Genomic DNA, 18,732 nt, shown 5'->3' on the forward strand with positions numbered 1-18,732 from the left:
GTGCACGCCGCGACCCACGCTCAACTGTTGTATCGTCGTAACCAAGGAACCTGACTCATGGACGTCTCTGCTGCTCGCGAAATTGGCGCCGGTATTGCTGTTATCGCTCTTGCCGGTGTCGGCATCGGCCTCGGCAACATCTTCTCGACGCTGGTGAGCTCGATCGCCCGCAACCCGGCCGCACGCCCGCACGTGTTCGGCCTCGGCATGCTCGGCTTCGCGCTGACGGAAGCCGTTGCGCTTTTCGCTCTCCTCATCGCCTTCCTGATCCTCTTCGTCTGATCCAGAGGCAGGGGTAACAGTCATGCGCCTTCCGTCTCGAAATCTCGCTGCCACGCTTGCCGTCGTGCTTGCGCTCGGCACTGTGCCGGGACGGGCCTGGGCCGTTGGCATGCCGCAGCTTGACTTCTCCAACCCCCTGCTCATCGGGCAGGTGGTCTGGGGCGCTGTCATTTTCGCGGTCTTTTACGTCATTCTGAGCCGCTCGGCCCTGCCGCGCATCGAAGGGGTTCTGACCCATCGACGCAACCGGATCGAGGGCGATCTCGATATTGCCCGCCGTGCCCGTGACGACGCTGACCGCGCCGTTGACGAACTGCGACGCGCCCGCCACGACGCGGCTGCACAGGCTCAGGCCAATATCGACCGGGTCGTTCACGAAGCCCGTATGGCTGCCGAGGCACAGACCCACGAAATGAACCATCGGCTTCATGCCGATATTGTCGAAGCTGAAAAGCGCATTGCTTCTGCCCGTGCCGAAGCGCTTGCCAGCCTGCCGACAGTCGCTACCGAAACGGCCCAGAGCCTGATCGAAAAGCTGCTGCGTCCCGCAGGTCTGGAAAATGCGGTTTCCCGGGCCCAGGTGCAGGACGCAGTCCAGGCCGGGCTTGCGGCCAGCAAGGGCTGAGGAGAATACGCGATGTTTCATGATCAGCGTTTCTATGTCGCTATTTCCTTCGTCCTGTTCTTCCTGTTCTTCGGACGCAAGCTCTGGGCGGCCATTGCAGCCGTTCTCGATGCACGTGCCGATCAGGTGCGCAGCAACCTGGACGAGGCAAGCCGCCTGCGCCGAGAGGCCGAGAAGATGCTTGAAGATGCCACGCGTGAGCGTGAGCAGGCTCTGGCCGAATCCCGTGCCCTGATCGAGCGTTCGCGCGCCGAGGCGGCCAGCATTGCCGAAAACGCCCGTCGCGAGGCAGAAGCCGTGGCAGCCCGCCGCGAGCAGATGGCCCGTGACCGTATTGCGGCTTCCGAGCGCGCAGCCATTCGCGAAGTGCGTGAAATGGCAGCCGATGCAGCCATTCAGGCGACACGCAGCCTGCTGACCCAGCATCTTACTGCCGAGCAGGCAGGCGCTTCAGCCCTGCTTGACCGTGGCATCAGTGATCTGCCACAGGCTTTGAAGGCTTCCAACGAAGCCGGATCGCGCAACCAGAACGCGGCCTGATCATCTGTCCGGGCTCCATGGCCCGGACAATTCATAGGCGGTTCCTGCCATGACTATTCGTCTCTCCATCGTTATCGCCGTTCTGAACGAGGCCGAGAATATCCGCCCCGTTTGCGAGGAACTCGCGAATGTGTTCGAGAACGCGCCGGATATCGAAATCATCTTCGTTGATGATGGCAGCCGCGATGCGACGGTGCCCCAACTCCTCTCTGCCCGTGAAAGCCTCCTTCCTGCCCTGCGCCTGCTGAGTCATGATCGGTGTCGGGGCAAGTCTGCGGCGCTGCGTACCGGCATCGAGGCGGCCCAGGGACGCTGGATTGCCACGCTGGATGGCGACGGTCAGGATGATCCCGCGGTCATTATCGACATGCTCAAACGTGCCGAAGCCTTCAAAGAGGGCGAACCTCTGGTTGTGGGCGTTCGCCTCAAGCGGAATGACCGTCTTTCACGCGTGATCGCCACGCGACTGGCCAACGGGCTGCGTCGTCGACTGCTCAATGATGGCTGCCCCGATACGGGCGCCCCCATGAAGCTGTTCGCGCGTGATACCTTCCTGCGTATTCCGCAATTCGAGGGTGTGCATCGCTTTCTGCCCGCCCTTCTCGGGTGCTACGGGGCAAAGCTGATCTGTGTCGAGACCCGTCACCGGGCGCGTCTGCACGGCCAGTCCAAATATACCAATCTCAATCGCGCGCTCGTCGGCATCCGTGATCTTCTGGGTGTCATGTGGCTGCTCAATCGCACGAGACTGCCGGGCCGCGTAACCGAACGCTGAGGGCTCTCATGACTCTGACCTGGCGCCATTACCTTGGCGTAGCGCTGCTGACGCTGGCAATTTTTCTGCCTGGGCGGATGAGCCTCGTGCCGCTCGATCGCGATGAGCCACGCTATATGGAAGCGTCGGCCCAGATGCTCGAAAGCGGCAATTTCATCGATGTCCGTTTTCTCGATCAGCCCCGCTATCTGCAGCCCGCTGGGATTTACTGGCTGGAGGCAACGGCTCAGAAAATCTTCGGCGGTCCTCATGACCGTCATGTTGCCTGGCCCTATCGAATCCCGAGCCTGATTGCCGCCGTGTCTGCGGTAACTTTGACAGCCTATCTGGGCGCGCTGCTTTTTGGTGGAATGACCGGCCTTGTGGCCGCGGCCCTGCTGGCGGTCTCGACGTTGCTGACGGCCGAAGGGCGGATGGCGACCATCGACACCGTCTTGCTGCTCGATATCCTTCTGGTCGAGACGGCCTTGCTGCGCGCTTATCTCGATGCCCAGCGCAACCGCGAAACGCCGGTCACCATCGCACTTTTGTATTGGGGCGCGTTGGGTTGTGGGCTCATGCTCAAGGGGCCGGTCGTTCTCATTCCAGGGCTTGCCACGCCGCTCGCCCTGCGTGTGATTGAAAAGCAGGCAAGTTGGTTCCGGCGTTTGCGCCCTTCATGGGGCTGGCTGGTCACTCTGGCTGTCGTGCTGCCCTGGTGCATCGCGATTGGCGTGGTCAGCCACGGTGCCTTCTTCTCACGCGCAGTCGGAACCAATTTCCTTGGCAAGATCGGACACGGGCAGCAGGCGCATGGTTTGCCGCCGGGCTTTCATGCCGTGGTGTTCCTGCTCGCTTTCTGGCCTGGATCGCTCTTTCTGGTGCTGGGTTTGCCTGCCATCTGGGCGCGTCACCGCGAACCAGCTGTGCGCTTCCTGCTGTGCTGGATTGTCCCCCATTGGCTGGTTTTCGAGGCAATTGCGACCAAGCTGCCGCATTATGTTCTGCCCACCTACCCCGCAATTGCCATTCTGGTAGCGGCCACGCTAGTCAGGTGGCCGCTGCGCCGACCCTCTGCCTTGTGGGCACGGGGGCTGATGGGGGTCTATGGACTGCTCTGGGGCGCACTGGCTCTAGTCTTTGCCGTGGCTGGACTCGCCTTGCTATGGCAGAGCGAACATCGCTTCGATATTGGAGCGTCGATTGCCGTGGCAGGCGCTTTGCCTCTGGTGATTTACGGGTTCTGGCTTCTGTGGAAAGCGCGACGCCTTCAGGCGGCCTGGGTCATGATCAGCGCGGCTGTTGTGATCCATGCCGGCATCTTCCTTACGGTCATACCCAATCTTGGCCTGTTGCAGCTCGCGCCCCGCGCTGCGGCGCTTTACGAGGATTACAAGCCTTGTGAGGAGAGCACGCTCGTCTCGGTATCCTATTCCGAGCCCAGCCTGGCGTTTCTGGCCGGATCGAACACGAAGCTGCTCGGTGTGCCCGATGCCGCACGGTATCTCACAGCCAATATGGCGTGTTCTCTGGTGCTGGTTGATCGCAAGGATGAAGCAGCGCTTCGTTCAGCGCTGGATGCGCAGGGTGTTGCCCTGACGGAATATGGCCGCGTGACCGGGCTCAACTATTCCAATGGTCATAAGCTGGATCTGGGATTGTTTGCACCGACCCGCCGTTGAGGGCGGTGAGCAAACAACAGTGATGAATTTCTTGAAGACGGGATGACGCCCAAACGGGTGATTAATCTCTTCTTCAAGTATTCACAATTATTTCCGACGTTAAATCAGGCTGTACGATCGGCTGCGATCGTGGCAACCAGCAGAGCGCCAATAACGGGAATGAAAGAAACCATCGTCAGAGCGCTCAGAGCGCTGAGCGGATGAGAGACGAGGTTGAGGATTTCAACGGTGAACATAAGCTATTCCTAAGGTATCTGGTGTGTGGGCGCGGTAAGAGCGCCCAAAACCGGCCCGAAGCAATCGCTCAAAACGCGCTCCAGCAATGCAATAAACGCATGGAACGACTTCGGTTTCTATTTGGATTTTACCTACGGGTATTTGGCGAAATAAAATATCCCGCCAAGGTGTCCCAAGGCCTATCTTGTTGCTTTGATGGTGGTCACGGGCTTAGGCAGGGCTCCATCTCTTTTCAGGCCATGCCAGGCCAGAAGCGTATCCACCAGAAAAGACGACAGCGCTCCGACCGTACAGAACAGCGCACCCCCGAACAGGAAGATCAGCCAGGCCACAGTCTGGCTATTATGCAGGCTGCCCAGAAACAGGGCCAATGCCGCGCCGCAGGTGGAGGCCCCGCCAACGCCGCCCAGCATGATGGCACAATCCAGAGCAAACACCCGCCGGCGCAGTCGATTCTGGTGCCGCTTCAGTCGCGCTGTCTCATCCGGGTCGCCCTCATGGTCGTCCTGCAGGCGATGGGCGACTTCCTCAACATGGTCTGAAACCCGCGCCAGACGCGTATTGAACAGGGTCAGCAGCGAGGCAACACCTGACAGCATGAAAACAGGTGTCAGAGCGACCTGAATGACATGGGCGACACTGTCGATGGGTTCGGGGGCCAGAAGGGCGTTGAGGCCAACGGGGTCGAGCGCCATGAAAATGGTATCCTGAAGTGAAGGCGTGAAAGCGGGACTGTATGGGAGCCAGCAGGTTTTACAGTGCTAGCAAAACTCTGCAACATGACAGCGCAAGGGGCGGGTGGTTTTGCTCCCGGTGCCGCGTCATGCGGTTTGCCCCGATGGGGGCACGGCATTGGCGGGCCGGGAGCAAGGGCCGGTTGCAGAATGAAGCCAGATATAGTGGCAAGCAGGGGCATCGCACCCTGAAGTTGGTCTTTTGGTGCGCCTCTCTGGCGCACCGCTTCAGCTATGTTAAAACCTGATCCGCTCAGGCCCCGCAGACGCAGGGCAAGGCGTATCATGTGTCAGGTTTTCCGGTGAAAGATCTCGGTTTGGCTTTTATTCCCGATGTCAGGCGTGCGGCCTGTCTGTTGGTTGCCTCGGCGCTGACCTGCCTCATTCATCCGTCGACAGGTCATGCCGAGACAGTGTCCTTTGCAAGACTGACCTGGACCGAAATCCAGTCCCGCATCCAGTCCGGTACAGACACGATCATCGTACCCGTAGGGGGAACCGAGCAAAGCGGCCCCTATATTGCCGTCGGCAAGCACAATGTGCGGGCCGAAGTACAGGCGGATCGTATCGCCGCCCGGCTGGGCCATACGCTTGTTGCCCCGGTCATTGCCTACGTACCTGAAGGCGGAACCTCCCCCCGCACCTCTCATATGCGTTTTGCCGGGACGATCTCGATCCCGCCTGCTGTGTTTGAGGGGTTGATCATGGGGGCGGGGGACAGTTTTCATGTTCAGGGCTTCCGGCGTGTCGTGTTTATTGCCGACCATGGCGGGTATTTGTCCTATCTCAAGGCGGCGGTGGACAAGCTGAACAATAAGTGGCGTGGTCAGGGCGAGGCCATCTACCTCGCAGCCTATTATGACAGTATCGGCACACGCTATGCCGAGATCCTGCGGCAAAAGGGATATGGCAAGGATTTGGGCAAACATGCGGATCTGAGCGATACAGCGCTCATGCTTGCTATCGATCCGACGATGGTGCGTGAGCAGGCGTTGCACAGTGCTGCGCTGCCAGACAGCGCACAGGGCGTTTATGGAGGCGACCCGCGCCCGGCGACTGTGGCGTTGGGGCAGATCGGAACAGCGATTCAGGTTCAGGCGGCGCTCGATGCCCTCGGCGCGTCACGCTAGGCAGAACCGTTATCAAGGAGCATCTATGAAGTTTTCACATCACGCGTTCATCGTCTCGCTGGTTGGCCTGTCATTGGCCACCGCCCAGGCGACACGTGCGCAGGAAACCCCTGCAGCTCCGGCACAGGCGGCATCCGCACCGGCTACAGCATCATCGGCGGCTTCGGGTGTAACCTCACAAGCCCCGGCTTCTGCCGCCACAACGCCGTCTGCCGCGCCTTCATCCAGCGCTACCCCGACCAGCACTACGGCCGGCAGCACAACGCCCGCCAGCACAGCGCCAGTCGCCCCCGTCGTTCAGGTGACGCCCCCGGCCGCAACGAGCGCGGCCACCCCAGTTGCCGGTGCCGTGCAGACAATTCCCGGCATGCCTGCGGTCATTGACCCCAAAAACATCTATAGCGAGACGATTTCGGGCAAGATCTCGCCGGCCATCAAGGATGATCTGGCGCGGGTTTATGTGCCCAATCTGCGTGGCAACAGCGTCTCGGTCATCGATCCCGCAACGTTCAAGGTGGTCGACACCTTCAAGGTGGGTCGCAGCCCGCAGCATGTGGTGCCCAGCTGGGATCTGCGGACATTGTGGGTCACCAATAACGCCGAAGGCAGCAATGATGGCAGCCTGACCCCGATCGACCCGCGTACGGGCAAGCCGGGCCCTGCTGTCACGGTGGACGACCCCTACAACATGTATTTCACCCCGGATGGCAAATACGCCATCGTGGTGGCTGAAGCGCATGAGCGTCTGGATTTCCGTGACCCGCATACCATGGCCCTTATCGGCTCGGTTGAGGCGCCGCAGTGCAAGGGCATCAACCACGCCGACTTCTCGATCGATGGCCGTTATGCCATTTTCACCTGTGAATTTGGTGGCTATCTGGCCAAGATCGATACGGTCAACCGCAGCCTGATCGGGTATCTCAAGCTGTCGAAGGGTGGGATGCCGCAGGATATCCTAACTGCCCCGGACGGCCATAAATTCTACATTGCCGATATGCATGCCGATGGTGTGTTCGTGGTCGATGGTGACAGCTTCAAGGAAACCGGCTTCATCCCGACTGGCCCCGGTACGCATGGCGAATACCCCAGCCGTGACGGCAAGTTCATGTATGTGGCCAATCGTGGTTCACACAGGATTCATGGCCCGCGCCACAGCCCCGGCAGCGTGTCAGTGATCGATTTCGCGACAGACAAGGTCGTCAAGACCTGGCCGATCCCCGGCGGTGGCAGCCCGGATATGGGCAATGTCAGTGCGGATGGAAAATTGCTCTGGCTCTCCGGCCGTTTCGATGATGTGGCCTATGCCATTAACACCGAGACCGGCGATGTGAAGAAGATCCCCGTAGGGGCTGAACCGCATGGTCTGACCGTCTGGCCGCAGCCGGGCCGCTACAGCGTGGGTCACACCGGTATCCTGCGTTAAGTCTATGCCATCCGGGCGGCTTTCGGCCATGCCGCCCGGAATGGAAGGCCTGTTATTCTTCGACGGGTCATACGGCGCCAACCTCCCTGGCGCCCGAATACCGTGGATAAACGATCGATTGTCCAATGGTAGCCTTTCGGCTCCGCCCAAGGCCGTGTGTTCGAGGCAGGGCACGCCCTCTCGTCGCTCCCCGGCAGACGAGACAGCCGGGGCGGGCCACAGGGATGTGACTGGACCCGGTCGGGCGATCGGGCCTTGCTTATGCAATTGTAACGATACGACCCCAGGAGTCCGACCCGATGCTGATTTCCGCCCCGACGGATTATCGCAAGGCTGCCAGACGCAAATTGCCGCCTTTCCTGTTCCACTACATCGATGGGGGGGCCTATGCAGAATATACGATGCGTCGGAATCAGGCGGATCTCTCCCATGTCGCCTTGAGGCAACGCGTGCTGCGCAATGTCTCGGGTCTGGACACATCGGTCTCGCTGCTGGGGCAGAAATTTGCCATTCCCGCGGCCCTGGCGCCGGTCGGTCTGACAGGTATGTATGCGCGTCGCGGCGAGGTTCAGGCAGCCAGGGCTGCGGCGCGCAAGGGCATACCCTTCACGCTTTCCACGGTTTCTGTCTGCCCGATCGAAGAGGTGCAGAGCCAGAGCCCGGCCCCGATCTGGTTCCAGCTTTATGTACTCAAGGATCGAGGCTTCATGCGCAATGTGCTGGAGCGCGCGCGTGACGCCGGGGTGACAACGCTGGTCTTCACGGTCGATATGCCGACACCGGGGGCACGGTACCGCGATGTGCATTCGGGTATGTCCGGTCCCTATGCCGCAGCACGACGCATTGCCCAGGCTGTGCTCCACCCTGAATGGGCCTGGAATGTCGGGGTCAGAGGCAAGCCTCATGATCTGGGCAATATATCGGCTTATCGTGGCAATCCGACAGGTCTCGAGGACTATATCGGCTGGCTGGCGCAGAACTTCGACCCGTCGATCAGCTGGAAGGATCTGGAATGGATCCGGACTTTCTGGAAAGGCCCGATGCTCATCAAGGGTATTCTCGATCCTGAAGATGCCCGTGACGCTGTGCGTTTTGGCGCAGATGGCATTGTGGTGTCCAACCACGGCGGCCGACAGCTCGATGGTGTCCTCTCAAGCTGTCGCGCCCTGCCGCCCATCGCCGATGCCGTGAAGGGTGAGTTGGCTATTCTGGCTGATTCCGGTGTGCGTTCGGGGCTTGATATCGCCCGCATGGTCGCTCTTGGCGCCGATGCTGTTTTGCTCGGACGCGCCTTTGTATATGCCCTTGCCGCAGACGGTCAGCGTGGTGTGGAGAAGCTGCTCGACCTGATGGAGAAGGAGTTGCGTGTGGCGATGACCCTGACCGGCGCCCGTTCCATCGATCAGATCACATCGGAAAGCCTCGTCAAGGCTCTTGGCTGAGCGCATGAGCCGGGGGTGAGGGCAGGGACCGATCTGATCCTTGGGAGAACTCGGGATTTGCCGTCACCGCTCGCTGAAGCCTTGGCTCCACCCGGTCGATAGGCGGATCAGGCTGTTGGCGACAGAGCGGGGCCAGCTATTCCCGCCAATAGCAATGAGCGTGGGCGATCCTGCCCAGTCAATGGTGCAATGTTCCCGGAGGGTGCGCGACCTCGTGTGATTGGCGAGGCCGCTTCCACAGATCACGGTGTGGGGAAGGTTTCACCCACCATTTTCTCGCTCAGGGTCCACAGAGCCTCGGCCCGCTCGGGGTCGACCGCATAGGCCCGCACGCCGGGAATGGTGATTCCAAGCGGCTGGTCATCCGGCACAACCGCGCTGATGCTGCAATCTTCACCATAGCGGCCGCCAATCTCTGACGGTTCCGCGCGGGTCGCGGCCCAGACAGTGCTGGCAGCCCCTTGAGGAATGGTCTTGAAGCGAAAAGGCGGTCGACCTGCCTCGGCCTCCTGCTGGCTGATGTGCTCGATCATGGCCTCGATCTCACCTTCAGCCATGTGGCGCACCAGCTCGGTGGCGATTCCGCCCGGATGCATGGCAACGGCCCGTATGCCGCGAGCCCTGTGTCGGGCATCCAGCGCGACCGCGAACAGGATATTGGCTGTCTTGGATCGTCCGTAAGCGCCGAAGGGCGTATAGTCTGTTGTCAGGAACCCTGGATCCTCCAGATCGACATCGCTGTAGCGGTGCCCGGCAGAGGAAAGCATGACCACGCGTCCACCGGGCCTGACCAGCGGGATCAGTCGGTTTACCAGGACGAAATGACCCAGATGGTTCGTGCCAAACTGGGTTTCAAAACCGTCCTTCGTCACACCCTGCGGTGTGGCCATGACACCCGCATTGGCAATGATCGCATCGAATGTCACGCCCCGTGCCAGCAATCGTTCGGCGCAGTCACGGACACTTGCCAGATCATCGAGCGCAAGTTTCTCGATTTGCAGGCGTGTCGGGTCGATGCTGGCAGTCGCCCTTGCTGCCTTGGCCAGATCACGGGCCGTGCCGATAACCTCGGCACCATGAGCCACCAAGGCGCGGGCAGTCTCGACCCCGAGACCGGCAGAAACACCGGTGACGAGATAGCGTTTCCCAGCCAGGGAGAGACCGGCAAGCACATCATCGGTGGTGGATTGCGCATTGAACTTGGTGTCCGGCGTCATCGCCGGAGTAGCGGGAGAAGAAGTTAGAGCAGACATGAACAGCCTCGCAGGGCATAAGGCGCGCACATCTTGCCGGCCGACAGGACGCGCGCTAAACGGAAGCATACTCCGCTTTACATATACGGAATCAAATTCCGTTTAACAAGGGGACAATGATCATGGGCGAGACGCCCCGCCAGAGGCGCCCCCGCGCCGATGGGCAGCGGAGCCGTCAGGCATTGATGGCCGCTGCACGCCAGGCCTTCGTGACCGGTGAGACCGATATACGCATGGACGAAATCGCAGCCCGTGCGGGTGTGGGTGTCGGCACGCTCTATCGTCACTTTGCCGATCGTTCTGCCCTGATCGAGGCTGTTTATGCGGATGAGCGTGACCAGTTGCTCAGTGCAGCCGATACGCTTCGTGCGGCTCATCCCCCGCTTGAGGCCTTGCGGGCATGGATGCGGCTTTTTGTCGGCTATGCTGCCACGAAGCAGGCCATGACGCCCGTCTTCAATACGCTCTCCGGTGGTTCATCGGCACTTTACGCCCGCACGGGCGGTCCCATTGTCGAAACCATGGAGAAACTCGCTGCCGCCTGTGTCGCGCAGGGAGATCTGCGCGACGACGTGGACCCGATGGATATGCTACGCGCGGTTTATGGTGTCTGCACGATTGCGGGCGACCGTCCGGAACAGGCCGTCCAGTTCATCGATATCATCCTGAGCGGTGCCAGGCCGGACGCAACCAAGCCGAAGCTTTCCTGAGAGGCGAGGAAAGCTGTCCGGCTGGGCGCAAGCCTATTTCATCGGGAAACCGAGGGCCTTGAGAGAGGCAAGCAGGGTATCGCGGCCATGCAGGCCTTCACGTGAAACGATGCGTTTGACCATGGCCTCGGACCAGAGGCGAGGCGGCAGTGACTGTTCCTGCTGGAAGGCGTTGTCAGCTGCATCGAAGCTGGCGATGGCTCCAGCTTCCTGCGTGGTGTCGTAACGGTCTCGATGCAGCACGGCGCGTTGGGGCAGGCGCGGTTTGATGCTGGCGGGGCGTGTCTCATCCTCATAGCCCACGCACAGGCCAAAAAGTCCGACGCAGCCCTTTGGCAGGTCGAGCTCCTTTGCGACCTCAAGCGGATGATTGCGCAACCCACCGATATAGACAGTTCCAAGACCTGCTGCTTCGAGGGCGGCCACGGCATTCTGCGCGGCGAGAGCCGCGTCGATGGCCGCTATAAGGAAGGATTCGGTATAGTCGAGTGCCTCGGCAGGCTGGCCTGCCTGAGTGGCGAGGCGTTCCAGACGTGAGATGTCAGCCAGCCAGACCAGAAAGAGCGGCGCGGCGGCGATATGCGCCTGATTGCCGCAGAGTCGGGCGAAAACCTCGCGTCGCTCTGACGACTCAATGGCGATAACGCTCCAGCACTGAAGGTTGCTCGACGTTGCGGCGGATTGGGCGGCCGCGATGGCGGCTTCCAGTGTGCCCTCTGGCAGGGCATCGGGCCGATAGGCTCTGACCGAACGGTGGGAGAGTAGGCTGTCGAGAACGGCGCTCTGGCAGATGGGGGCCGCGTTTTGCGACGTCTCGAGTGATGCGGGGAGGGGCGAGCGGTAACGCTGCTGCCAGAGCGAGGAGAGGCGATCTGTCATGACGAGGCTCCATCAGAACGGGGCCTGCCATCACCGCCAGAACGTATCGGGGGGACAAGGCGTCCCCCACGGGTCATACGCGTCGGCTGTCTGGCCTTGGGCTGGCCCTCAGGCCGGGTAGGTTAGAAGCGAATGGAGGGGGGCGTCCAGCTTCTCACGGCCGCCCAGACCGTCAAGTTCGACCAGAACCGATGTGCCCACAACCTCGGCCCCGACATTCTTGAGCAGGCGGATCGAGGCGGCGAGCGTGCCACCCGTGGCAAGCAGATCGTCCAGCACCACAACGCGCTGACCGGGCTTGATCGCGTCTTCCTGGATATGCAGCTCGTCCTGACCGTATTCCAGCCCGTATTTCAGCGAAATGGTCTTGCCCGGCAACTTGCCCGGCTTGCGCAGCATGATGAAACCACAGCCAAGGCGCATGGCAACAGGTGCCGCCGTCAGGAAGCCGCGGCTTTCGATCCCGGCCAGCAGATCGGGCTGCCACGGTGCGATGGCGCGGGCCAGACGGGCTGTCGCGATCTGCCAGGCATCGGCGTTACGGATGAGGGTGGAGATATCGTAAAACAGGATACCGGGCTTTGGGAAATCCGGGATCTCGCGAATATACTTCTTGAGGTCGAGTTCGGGCTGATCGCCATGAATCGGTGTCTGGGTCATGTTCCTGCTTCTCTTCCCTGCTTTACAAGATCATCAAAAGGCGCGGCATCTAGCCGGTTCGGGTCTCGAAAGTAAATGTCAGACTGCGCGCGCCGTGGCCTTTTCAATGGCCTCAAGCAGGGCAGCCCGCCGGAAAGGCTTGGGCAGGATCACCGCGCCGGGCACCAGATCATCGCGGGCAGTATCATCGTCGAAATCTCCCGAGATCAGGATGACGGGTAGTGCGGGCTGAGCCTTGCGCAGATGCAGGGATAGCGCATCGCCCCCCATGTCACCGGGCAGATTGAGATCGGTGATGATCAGGCCGGGGGTATCAGAGCCTGCAAGCGCAATGGCCTGCTGGGCTGAGCCGGCCCGCAGGATCGTCTTGCCAAGGGTGGAGAGGATCGTCTCGACGATCAGGGCGACAGAATCGTCATCCTCGACAAGAAGGACAGGCGAATCGGACATGAGTTAACTCTCCACCATTGGGCCAGACGATCATTTTGCTGACGATACCGTCTTGTGGCCGTGGGGGCGCAATATGGCAAATACGCCCATCATCAACCCGGCAAAAAGCATGAGCGCGGCCATGGGCATCGGGCTGTTGGCTGGCAGAAGGCCGATTGCCGTGCTGGCGAGCGATCCCAGCGCATATTGCATGGTGCCGGCAAAAGCCGAGGCGCTCCCGGCAAACTGCGACTGGTTGCTGAGTGCGCCGACCATCGCATTGGGGCCGATAATGCCGGTCATGCCCAGAGTGATCATCATGCAGCCCACGATGGGAATGAGCATGATGGGGCGGATATGATGTGTCGGGCCGGGATATTGCTCGGCCAGCATCACCACGACCAGCAACGCGATGGCCCCCAGAATCGAAATGGCCAGCGCCCAGCCCAGCATGGCCGATGAGCTGACACGTCCTACCAGAGCCCCGTTGATCTGTGACGACCCGATCATGCAGACCGCAAACAGACCAAACAACATGCCATAATGGGCAGGCGTGAAACCGAAGATATGCTCGAACACGGTCGGCGCGGCTGTGAGATAGGTAAAGGACAGGAAGCCGCAGAATCCCCAGACCAGGGCATTGGTGATGAAGCAGCGCTCGCGGGCGATGGAAAGATAGCGATGCAGCAGGGAGAGGGGGCGCAGTTCGCGCCGGCTTTCAGGCGGCAGCGTCTCGGGAAAGGCACGCAGCAGCAGCAGGACACACAGGCCGCCATAGACAGCCGAGACCCAGAAAATGGCCCGCCAGCTGATGTAGTCGAGTGCGATGCCACCCAGCATCGGGGCCAGAATGGGCACAATTCCCTGTATCAGAATGAGCTTCGACATGAGCTTTGCGGCCTCGTTTCCCGTGGAAACGTCACGCACGCAGGCACTCGGGATCACGATACTGGCCGATGCGGCGATGGCCGCAATGAGCCGGAAGAAGCACATGGCGCTCATGGTGGTCGCCATGGCGCAGCCGACACTGCCCGCCGTATAGACGATCATGCCAAGCAGCATCGGGATGCGCCGTCCGAAGCGATCTGCAAGCGGCCCCATGCTGATCTGCCCGATGGCAAGCCCCACCATCCACGCTGAGAGCGTCATGCCAGCGCTTCCTGCGGGGGAATGCAGTGACTTTTCCAGCGCGGGGAAGGCAGGCAGGTAGATATCGGTCGAGACCGGCCCCACCGCGGTCAGAAACCCGAGCAGCAGGGGAAGCCAGCTGGGCATGACAACAGGCGGCTGAATTGAGTCGGTCTGACGCCCCGATGTTGGGGTAACAGAAAGAGAGATCCCGTCGGGAGAGGCCATGAGGCGCTCCTGCTGGATAAAGGACTATGAGATAAGGACGAATGCCCCGTTTCGGCCGGGCGTCACGCTCATCAAGCGCAACAGGGAGAAGGCGGTTTTAAGAAGGCAGCTTTTTGGCCAGTCTCTGGCGATGAGGTGTCAGATATCGCAGCCCGGCCGTTTTTCAATGATTTTTTTGACCTGCCGCAAATATCACCCACGAGAACTCCCTCTCCGGAGTCAATTTTGAGCGCGACGCAGGGGCATATCACACAGGCTGATCGGGGTCGGCCTTGTCCGCCAACTGGGCGAGCGCGCTACCCTCTCGACGCGCTCTGGCGAGCAGGAACCAGGCCAGAAAGGATGATCCGGCAAAAAGCAGCAATCCGAGACCGATCTGGATATTCTGCCCAAGCTGCGCCCCGGCACCGATCAGGACGAAAACCAGATTCTGGGGGATGGCGCCCAGCAGCGTGGCCCAGCCGAAAGCGGCCAGCGGTACACCATAGAGTCCAGCCGCTGCCGTAACCATGATGGCAGATCCCACGGGCAGGAGCCGCAAGGTCAGCACAGCCTGAAAAGGCGAGTTCGCCAGAACATGCCCGATAAGCTGCAGCCTCCCCCTGAATCGCGCCTGCCAGCGCTCACGCGTTTGGGGTGAGGCCAGACGGCGCATCCATATAAAGCCGAGCAGGGCACCCGTGAGCGAGGCAATGGTGGACAGGGCAAAACCGATGACCGCGCCGAATACCAGCCCGGCCGCGAGACAAAGCGCCTGACGCGGCAGCCCGAACAGGCTGTAGGGAATACCGATCAGCAGAAACAGCACCGGTGCGGCGGGATTGTTCTTCCAGCTTTCGATCAGGGTCAGCGCAGAGCGTGTCACCTGAAATTCGCGTGCGATCACAAGCAGCCCCACCAGAACGATAATCGTGAGTGCGGGCTTCCAGAGGTTTCTGGGCGGCACGCGGTCGGCGGGGCGGAAAGCAGGCAGGGCAAGGCTCCATCGCAGGATATGCGGAGCGATTAGCAGCCCATGAACGCTTTAGGAAGCACGCTATGATGCAGATGGGTAACAGTGCGTGACGATTCTGTCATGACTGCGCAATTGTCACGCGGCTTTCGTTGCTGTTGCTCAACGTAACTGGTAGCCGGGAAGTAGGTTTCTGTCCGATATCGTAACGATATTGTTGATGTCGAGTAGAGCCAGTCCTTTTTGTCCAGTGCCGAGGGAAACGCCACTCTATGTCGTCCAGTTTCACGCATCGTTGTCTTATGATGCTTCTTGCAGGCACAGCCCTTGCAGGCAGCGTCCAGGTATCGACCGCCGCGCCGACCCGTAACAAGCACCATGCGTCCACACACCGGACGACAAAAGCCAGGCCCGTAGCAGCCTCGTCTGTTACAACGGCACCGGCCGCGGGTACTGTTGCCCCCGTCATGCGCCCGGCGCCTCAGCCGGTCATGGCCCGCTCGCAGCCTGAAGAAATTGCAGTCACCGGCCGTAGCAGCCGTAGCCGTCAGCCGGGTGCTGGCCTGCTGCGCGTCGAGACGGCCCCCAAGGCTGTCCAGACCATTACGCATGACTTCATCGCCAAGCTGGCGCCAAGCGTGAACCTGCAGCAGGTCATCGCCATGATGCCCGCCGCGAACGTCACCCAGGCCGATCCTTTCGGTCTCTATACGGGTCAGACCAACGTACGTGGCTTCGACACTACGGAAATCGGCTGGCTGCTCGATGGCGCGCCGCTGAACGATATCGGTGGTGGCCAGTTTTACGCCAACGAAGTGCTCGAATCCGAAAACCTCGAGAGCGTCTCGATGCAGCCGGGCTCGGTCAATCTCGATACCCCGGTGCTGAGCGCCTCGGCTGGTATGACGACCATGACCATGAGCAACCCCACACATCGCTTCGGCGGGGTGATGGATGTGTCTTTCGGCTCGTTCGACACGTTCCGTCAGTTCATTCGCCTGAACTCCGGCGATATCGGCAATAGCGGCGTACGCGCCATGTTTGCGTTCAGCCACACCAAGGGCAACACGTGGCGTGGCCCCGGCCAGGCCGAAAAGTACCACTACGATTTCAAGATGGTGAAGGACTTCCGCAACGGAAGCCATACCGGTCTGACCGTAGCCTATAACGACCAGACCAACGATTTCTATCTGGCCCCGAATCTGAGCCAGTGGCGCACGACCGGTTATTCAACCAACTACGCCACGGATTATGCAGGTCCGACCGCAGCGGGTGCGAATTATTACAAGCTGCACGTCAACCCGTTCGAGAACGTGGTTGCAGCCCTGCCGACCCATATCGTCATCACGCCCAAGCTGACTCTCGAGGATTCACTGTATTTCTGGCACGGCATCGGTAATGGCACGGGTGCCTCGGTCATCAATGCCTCCAGCTATATGGGCAACCAGGCCGTCAAGCTTGATCTCGGTGGTGCCAAGAGCGTTCTGGCACTGGCGCCGTCGAACCAGGAGCAGTTCCGCACCGGCAATACCATCTCGCTGCATTACAAGCCCGATCATCACCACGATATCTCGCTGGGCTGGTGGTATGAGTACGCCAATCTCTACCAGTACTCGCCCTATGGCATCGTGAACCAGTCGACCGGTGAGGCGAACAACATCTGGGGCACCACAGACGTCATCAAGACGACCACAGGCCAGCCTTTCCGCGCCCGTGACTTCCTGTCGCTCACGCAGGTTAACATGATCTTCATCGGCGACACGATGAAGTACTTCAATGACCGCCTGAACATCCAGATCGGCTTCAAGGAAGCGATGGTCACCCGTCGTATGTACAACTACACGCCGGGCACGCAGTACAACCGCAACCTGCATACGCCTGAGCCGCTGCCGCAGATCGGCATCGCCTGGAACTTCAACAAGGAGCACCAGATCTACGTGTCGGGCAGCACCAACTTCAAGGCGCCGTCCAACACCTCGCTGGTCGATTACTACAACACGGCAGGCGCGCAGACCCAGAAGGGTGGGGCCTCCAAGCCGGAATACACCATCCAGGAAGAACTCGGTTACCGCTATAACGGTGAGCTGATCGTCGGCTCGATCTCGTTCTTCAACTATAACCTGACCAACCGTCAGCAGACCCTCAACTACTATGACGGGACGGCAGGCGCGAGCTACAGCCAGACGGTCAACGCTGGTGGCCAGACTACGCGTGGCGTCGATATCCAGATCGCCACACGCGCCTGGCACCATATCCGCCCCTATGCGACGTTCGAATATCTGCACTCGACGATCGACAACAACATTCGCGTAGGCCGTGACCTGCTGCCGACGGCTGGCAAGATTGCCATTCGTTCGCCGTCCAAGCAGGCCAAGTTCGGCCTCGATTATGACGATGGCAGCTTCTGGTTCTCGGGTCAGGTCATCTATGTCGGCAAGCAATATGCCAGCTTCATGAATGACAGCTCGATCCCGCAATATGTCACCAACCAGGTGGGTATCGGCTATCGCTTCAAGAACAAGGGTTTCATGAAGTCACCGCAGATCCAGCTGAACATGACCAACCTCACGGGCGCCAAGTTCCGCAACGGTGTGTATGGCTTCACCACCAACCTGAACCCGACCAAGGGTGTGTATGGCACCATGATCGCTTCAGGTGGTCAGCCGTCCTACTACCTCAACCCGCCGTTCTCGGCGATGGTCACGCTCTCCACCGGGTTCTGATCATTCAGCAAGGGCCGCTACCGTCCAGCCAAAATGGCTGGCGGTCGGTTCGGGGGTGATCTCGCATTGCAGCCCCCTGCGGCCTGCATTCACGAAGATCGTTTCCTGCTCAAGCGCGTGTCGGTCCAGAAGGATCGGCACGCGTTTTTTTTGTCCGAAGGGGCTGATGCCGCCAGTCTTGTAGGCCGTCAGGCGCTCGGCATCGGGCGGGGCCATCATGGCGGCCGATTTGCCGCCCAACGCGGCCGCAACAGCCTTGAGATGCAGCTTATGGTCCGAGCGGATAACCGCGCAGGCGGGTTTGTCCTTGTCTACCCAGACCATCAATGTCTTGAAAACGCGCTCCGGTGCGACACCGAGTGACTCTGCTGCCTGCAGGCCCTTGCGACTGGCATCGGGGTCGTAGTCATGGCTGTGCAGCGTGTAGGCAATACCCTCTTTTTCCAGAAGGGCGAGGCCAGGTGTCTGGCCAGAGGCGGGTTTCATCAGATCGTCTCCCGAGGGTGGGTGTCAGGCGACCATCAGAAAACCGGACCCTCATTCTGTCAAACCGGCCTCAGCCCTGCTCCACCTCGACGGGTTGGGGCAGGGGCTTGCGGCGCAGGAATGCCAGCACGTTGCCAAGCAGGATCAGGACCAGCCCTGCCAGCATGGGAATGGACCAGTGGACCTGTTCGAAGAAGGCAGACATGCCCAGCGCAATGACGGGGGAGAGAATGGTGGCATAGGCGGCCTTGTCGGCACCGATGCGACGAACCAGTTCGAGATAGAACAGAAAACCCGCCACCGAGCCGAAGAGGGCCAGATAGAGCAGGCCACCCAGCCAGCGTGCCGTAAGCGGGAAACCATAACCATGCCCTGACAGCGGGATGATGACCGCCAGCAAGGTCGCGCCACAGATCATGCCCCAGAAGATGGTGT

At 60.6% G+C, this 18,732-nt stretch carries 20 protein-coding genes (1 of these 20 cut by a window edge); 10 read left to right on the forward strand and 10 right to left on the reverse strand.

The window, feature by feature from the left end; all coding sequences use genetic code 11:
* The first annotated feature begins 57 nt into the window (after positions 1–57).
* From Asbog_RS02525 to Asbog_RS02545, 5 genes are read left to right on the forward strand one after another with little or no spacing between them, the layout of a single operon-like run.
* Positions 58–282 (forward strand): ATP synthase subunit C family protein, encoded by a 225-nt coding sequence (locus Asbog_RS02525; protein WP_023977841.1) that lies wholly within the window; start codon positions 58–60, stop codon positions 280–282.
* A gap of 22 nt (positions 283–304) precedes the next feature.
* Positions 305–907, forward strand: a complete 603-nt coding sequence (locus Asbog_RS02530) for a F0F1 ATP synthase subunit B family protein (protein ID WP_062163972.1) — start codon at positions 305–307, stop codon at positions 905–907.
* Between the two features lie 12 nt (positions 908–919).
* On the forward strand, positions 920–1,447 hold the full coding sequence (locus Asbog_RS02535; RefSeq protein ID WP_062163973.1) for a F0F1 ATP synthase subunit B family protein: 528 nt from the start codon (positions 920–922) through the stop codon (positions 1,445–1,447).
* 49 nt (positions 1,448–1,496) lie between these two features.
* Positions 1,497–2,222: a glycosyltransferase gene (locus tag Asbog_RS02540; RefSeq protein ID WP_062163974.1), complete on the forward strand. Its 726-nt coding sequence runs from the start codon at positions 1,497–1,499 to the stop codon at positions 2,220–2,222.
* An 8-nt stretch (positions 2,223–2,230) separates the two neighbouring features.
* Positions 2,231–3,883, forward strand: coding sequence for an ArnT family glycosyltransferase (locus tag Asbog_RS02545; RefSeq protein ID WP_062163975.1), 1,653 nt, complete (start codon positions 2,231–2,233; stop codon positions 3,881–3,883).
* Between the two features lie 104 nt (positions 3,884–3,987).
* Here the strand turns inward: Asbog_RS02545 and Asbog_RS14725 are convergent, their stop codons facing one another.
* Positions 3,988–4,119: a hypothetical protein gene (locus Asbog_RS14725; protein WP_023977846.1), complete on the reverse strand. Its 132-nt coding sequence runs from the start codon at positions 4,117–4,119 to the stop codon at positions 3,988–3,990.
* 180 nt (positions 4,120–4,299) lie between these two features.
* On the reverse strand, positions 4,300–4,815 hold the full coding sequence (locus Asbog_RS02550) for a DUF2721 domain-containing protein (RefSeq protein WP_062163976.1): 516 nt from the start codon (positions 4,813–4,815) through the stop codon (positions 4,300–4,302).
* 356 nt (positions 4,816–5,171) lie between these two features.
* Here Asbog_RS02550 and Asbog_RS02555 point away from each other — a divergent pair, with 356 nt between their 5' ends.
* The 3 genes from Asbog_RS02555 to lldD all read left to right on the forward strand — a co-directional run bounded on the left by Asbog_RS02555 (position 5,172) and on the right by lldD (position 8,849).
* Positions 5,172–5,984, forward strand: coding sequence for a creatininase family protein (locus Asbog_RS02555; RefSeq protein ID WP_307723599.1), 813 nt, complete (start codon positions 5,172–5,174; stop codon positions 5,982–5,984).
* A 25-nt stretch (positions 5,985–6,009) separates the two neighbouring features.
* Positions 6,010–7,407, forward strand: coding sequence for a YncE family protein (locus Asbog_RS02560; protein ID WP_083510666.1), 1,398 nt, complete (start codon positions 6,010–6,012; stop codon positions 7,405–7,407).
* A gap of 299 nt (positions 7,408–7,706) precedes the next feature.
* Positions 7,707–8,849, forward strand: a complete 1,143-nt coding sequence (gene lldD / locus Asbog_RS02565) for an FMN-dependent L-lactate dehydrogenase LldD (protein WP_062163977.1) — start codon at positions 7,707–7,709, stop codon at positions 8,847–8,849.
* Between the two features lie 242 nt (positions 8,850–9,091).
* Here lldD and Asbog_RS02570 read toward each other — a convergent pair whose 3' ends face one another.
* The gene (locus Asbog_RS02570) at positions 9,092–10,102 is read right to left on the reverse strand and encodes an SDR family NAD(P)-dependent oxidoreductase (RefSeq protein WP_231944641.1); all 1,011 of its coding nucleotides are present in this window, start codon (positions 10,100–10,102) and stop codon (positions 9,092–9,094) included.
* 122 nt (positions 10,103–10,224) lie between these two features.
* Between Asbog_RS02570 and Asbog_RS02575 the strand changes: the two genes are divergently transcribed.
* Positions 10,225–10,812 carry a TetR/AcrR family transcriptional regulator gene (locus Asbog_RS02575; protein WP_231944642.1) on the forward strand — a complete coding sequence of 196 codons (588 nt, stop codon included), beginning with the start codon at positions 10,225–10,227 and terminating at the stop codon, positions 10,810–10,812.
* Positions 10,813–10,845: 33 nt separating this feature from the next.
* On the opposite strand, the gene Asbog_RS02580 is transcribed toward Asbog_RS02575, so the two are convergent.
* The 5 genes from Asbog_RS02580 to Asbog_RS02600 form a co-directional block, all read right to left on the reverse strand.
* The gene (locus tag Asbog_RS02580; protein WP_062163980.1) at positions 10,846–11,691 is read right to left on the reverse strand and encodes a nitroreductase family protein; all 846 of its coding nucleotides are present in this window, start codon (positions 11,689–11,691) and stop codon (positions 10,846–10,848) included.
* 108 nt (positions 11,692–11,799) lie between these two features.
* Entirely contained in the window at positions 11,800–12,351 is a 552-nt protein-coding gene (locus Asbog_RS02585) for an adenine phosphoribosyltransferase (protein ID WP_062163981.1), read from the reverse strand.
* A 78-nt stretch (positions 12,352–12,429) separates the two neighbouring features.
* Complete coding sequence (locus Asbog_RS02590; protein WP_062163982.1) at positions 12,430–12,801, reverse strand: response regulator; 372 nt, start codon at positions 12,799–12,801, stop codon at positions 12,430–12,432.
* Positions 12,802–12,831: 30 nt separating this feature from the next.
* The gene (locus Asbog_RS02595) at positions 12,832–14,055 is read right to left on the reverse strand and encodes a multidrug effflux MFS transporter (protein ID WP_062165672.1); all 1,224 of its coding nucleotides are present in this window, start codon (positions 14,053–14,055) and stop codon (positions 12,832–12,834) included.
* 328 nt (positions 14,056–14,383) lie between these two features.
* Complete coding sequence (locus tag Asbog_RS02600) at positions 14,384–15,082, reverse strand: TVP38/TMEM64 family protein (protein WP_171840649.1); 699 nt, start codon at positions 15,080–15,082, stop codon at positions 14,384–14,386.
* A gap of 278 nt (positions 15,083–15,360) precedes the next feature.
* Between Asbog_RS02600 and Asbog_RS02605 the strand changes: the two genes are divergently transcribed.
* Positions 15,361–17,811, forward strand: a complete 2,451-nt coding sequence (locus tag Asbog_RS02605) for a TonB-dependent receptor (RefSeq protein ID WP_083510669.1) — start codon at positions 15,361–15,363, stop codon at positions 17,809–17,811.
* Here Asbog_RS02605 and ybaK read toward each other — a convergent pair whose 3' ends face one another.
* Both ybaK and Asbog_RS02615 read right to left on the reverse strand, forming a co-directional pair.
* Positions 17,812–18,297, reverse strand: a complete 486-nt coding sequence (gene ybaK / locus Asbog_RS02610) for a Cys-tRNA(Pro) deacylase (protein ID WP_051395801.1) — start codon at positions 18,295–18,297, stop codon at positions 17,812–17,814.
* 70 nt (positions 18,298–18,367) lie between these two features.
* Positions 18,368–18,732, reverse strand: the final stretch of a protein-coding gene (locus tag Asbog_RS02615; RefSeq protein WP_062163985.1) for a DMT family transporter. Its footprint extends 535 nt past the window's final position; the window shows 365 of its 900 coding nt (coding positions 536–900); its start codon lies off the right edge, out of view — the gene reads right to left on this strand; the stop codon is at positions 18,368–18,370.

It is taken from the genome of Asaia bogorensis NBRC 16594 (assembly GCF_001547995.1).
Classification (GTDB): Bacteria; Pseudomonadota; Alphaproteobacteria; order Acetobacterales; family Acetobacteraceae; genus Asaia; species Asaia bogorensis.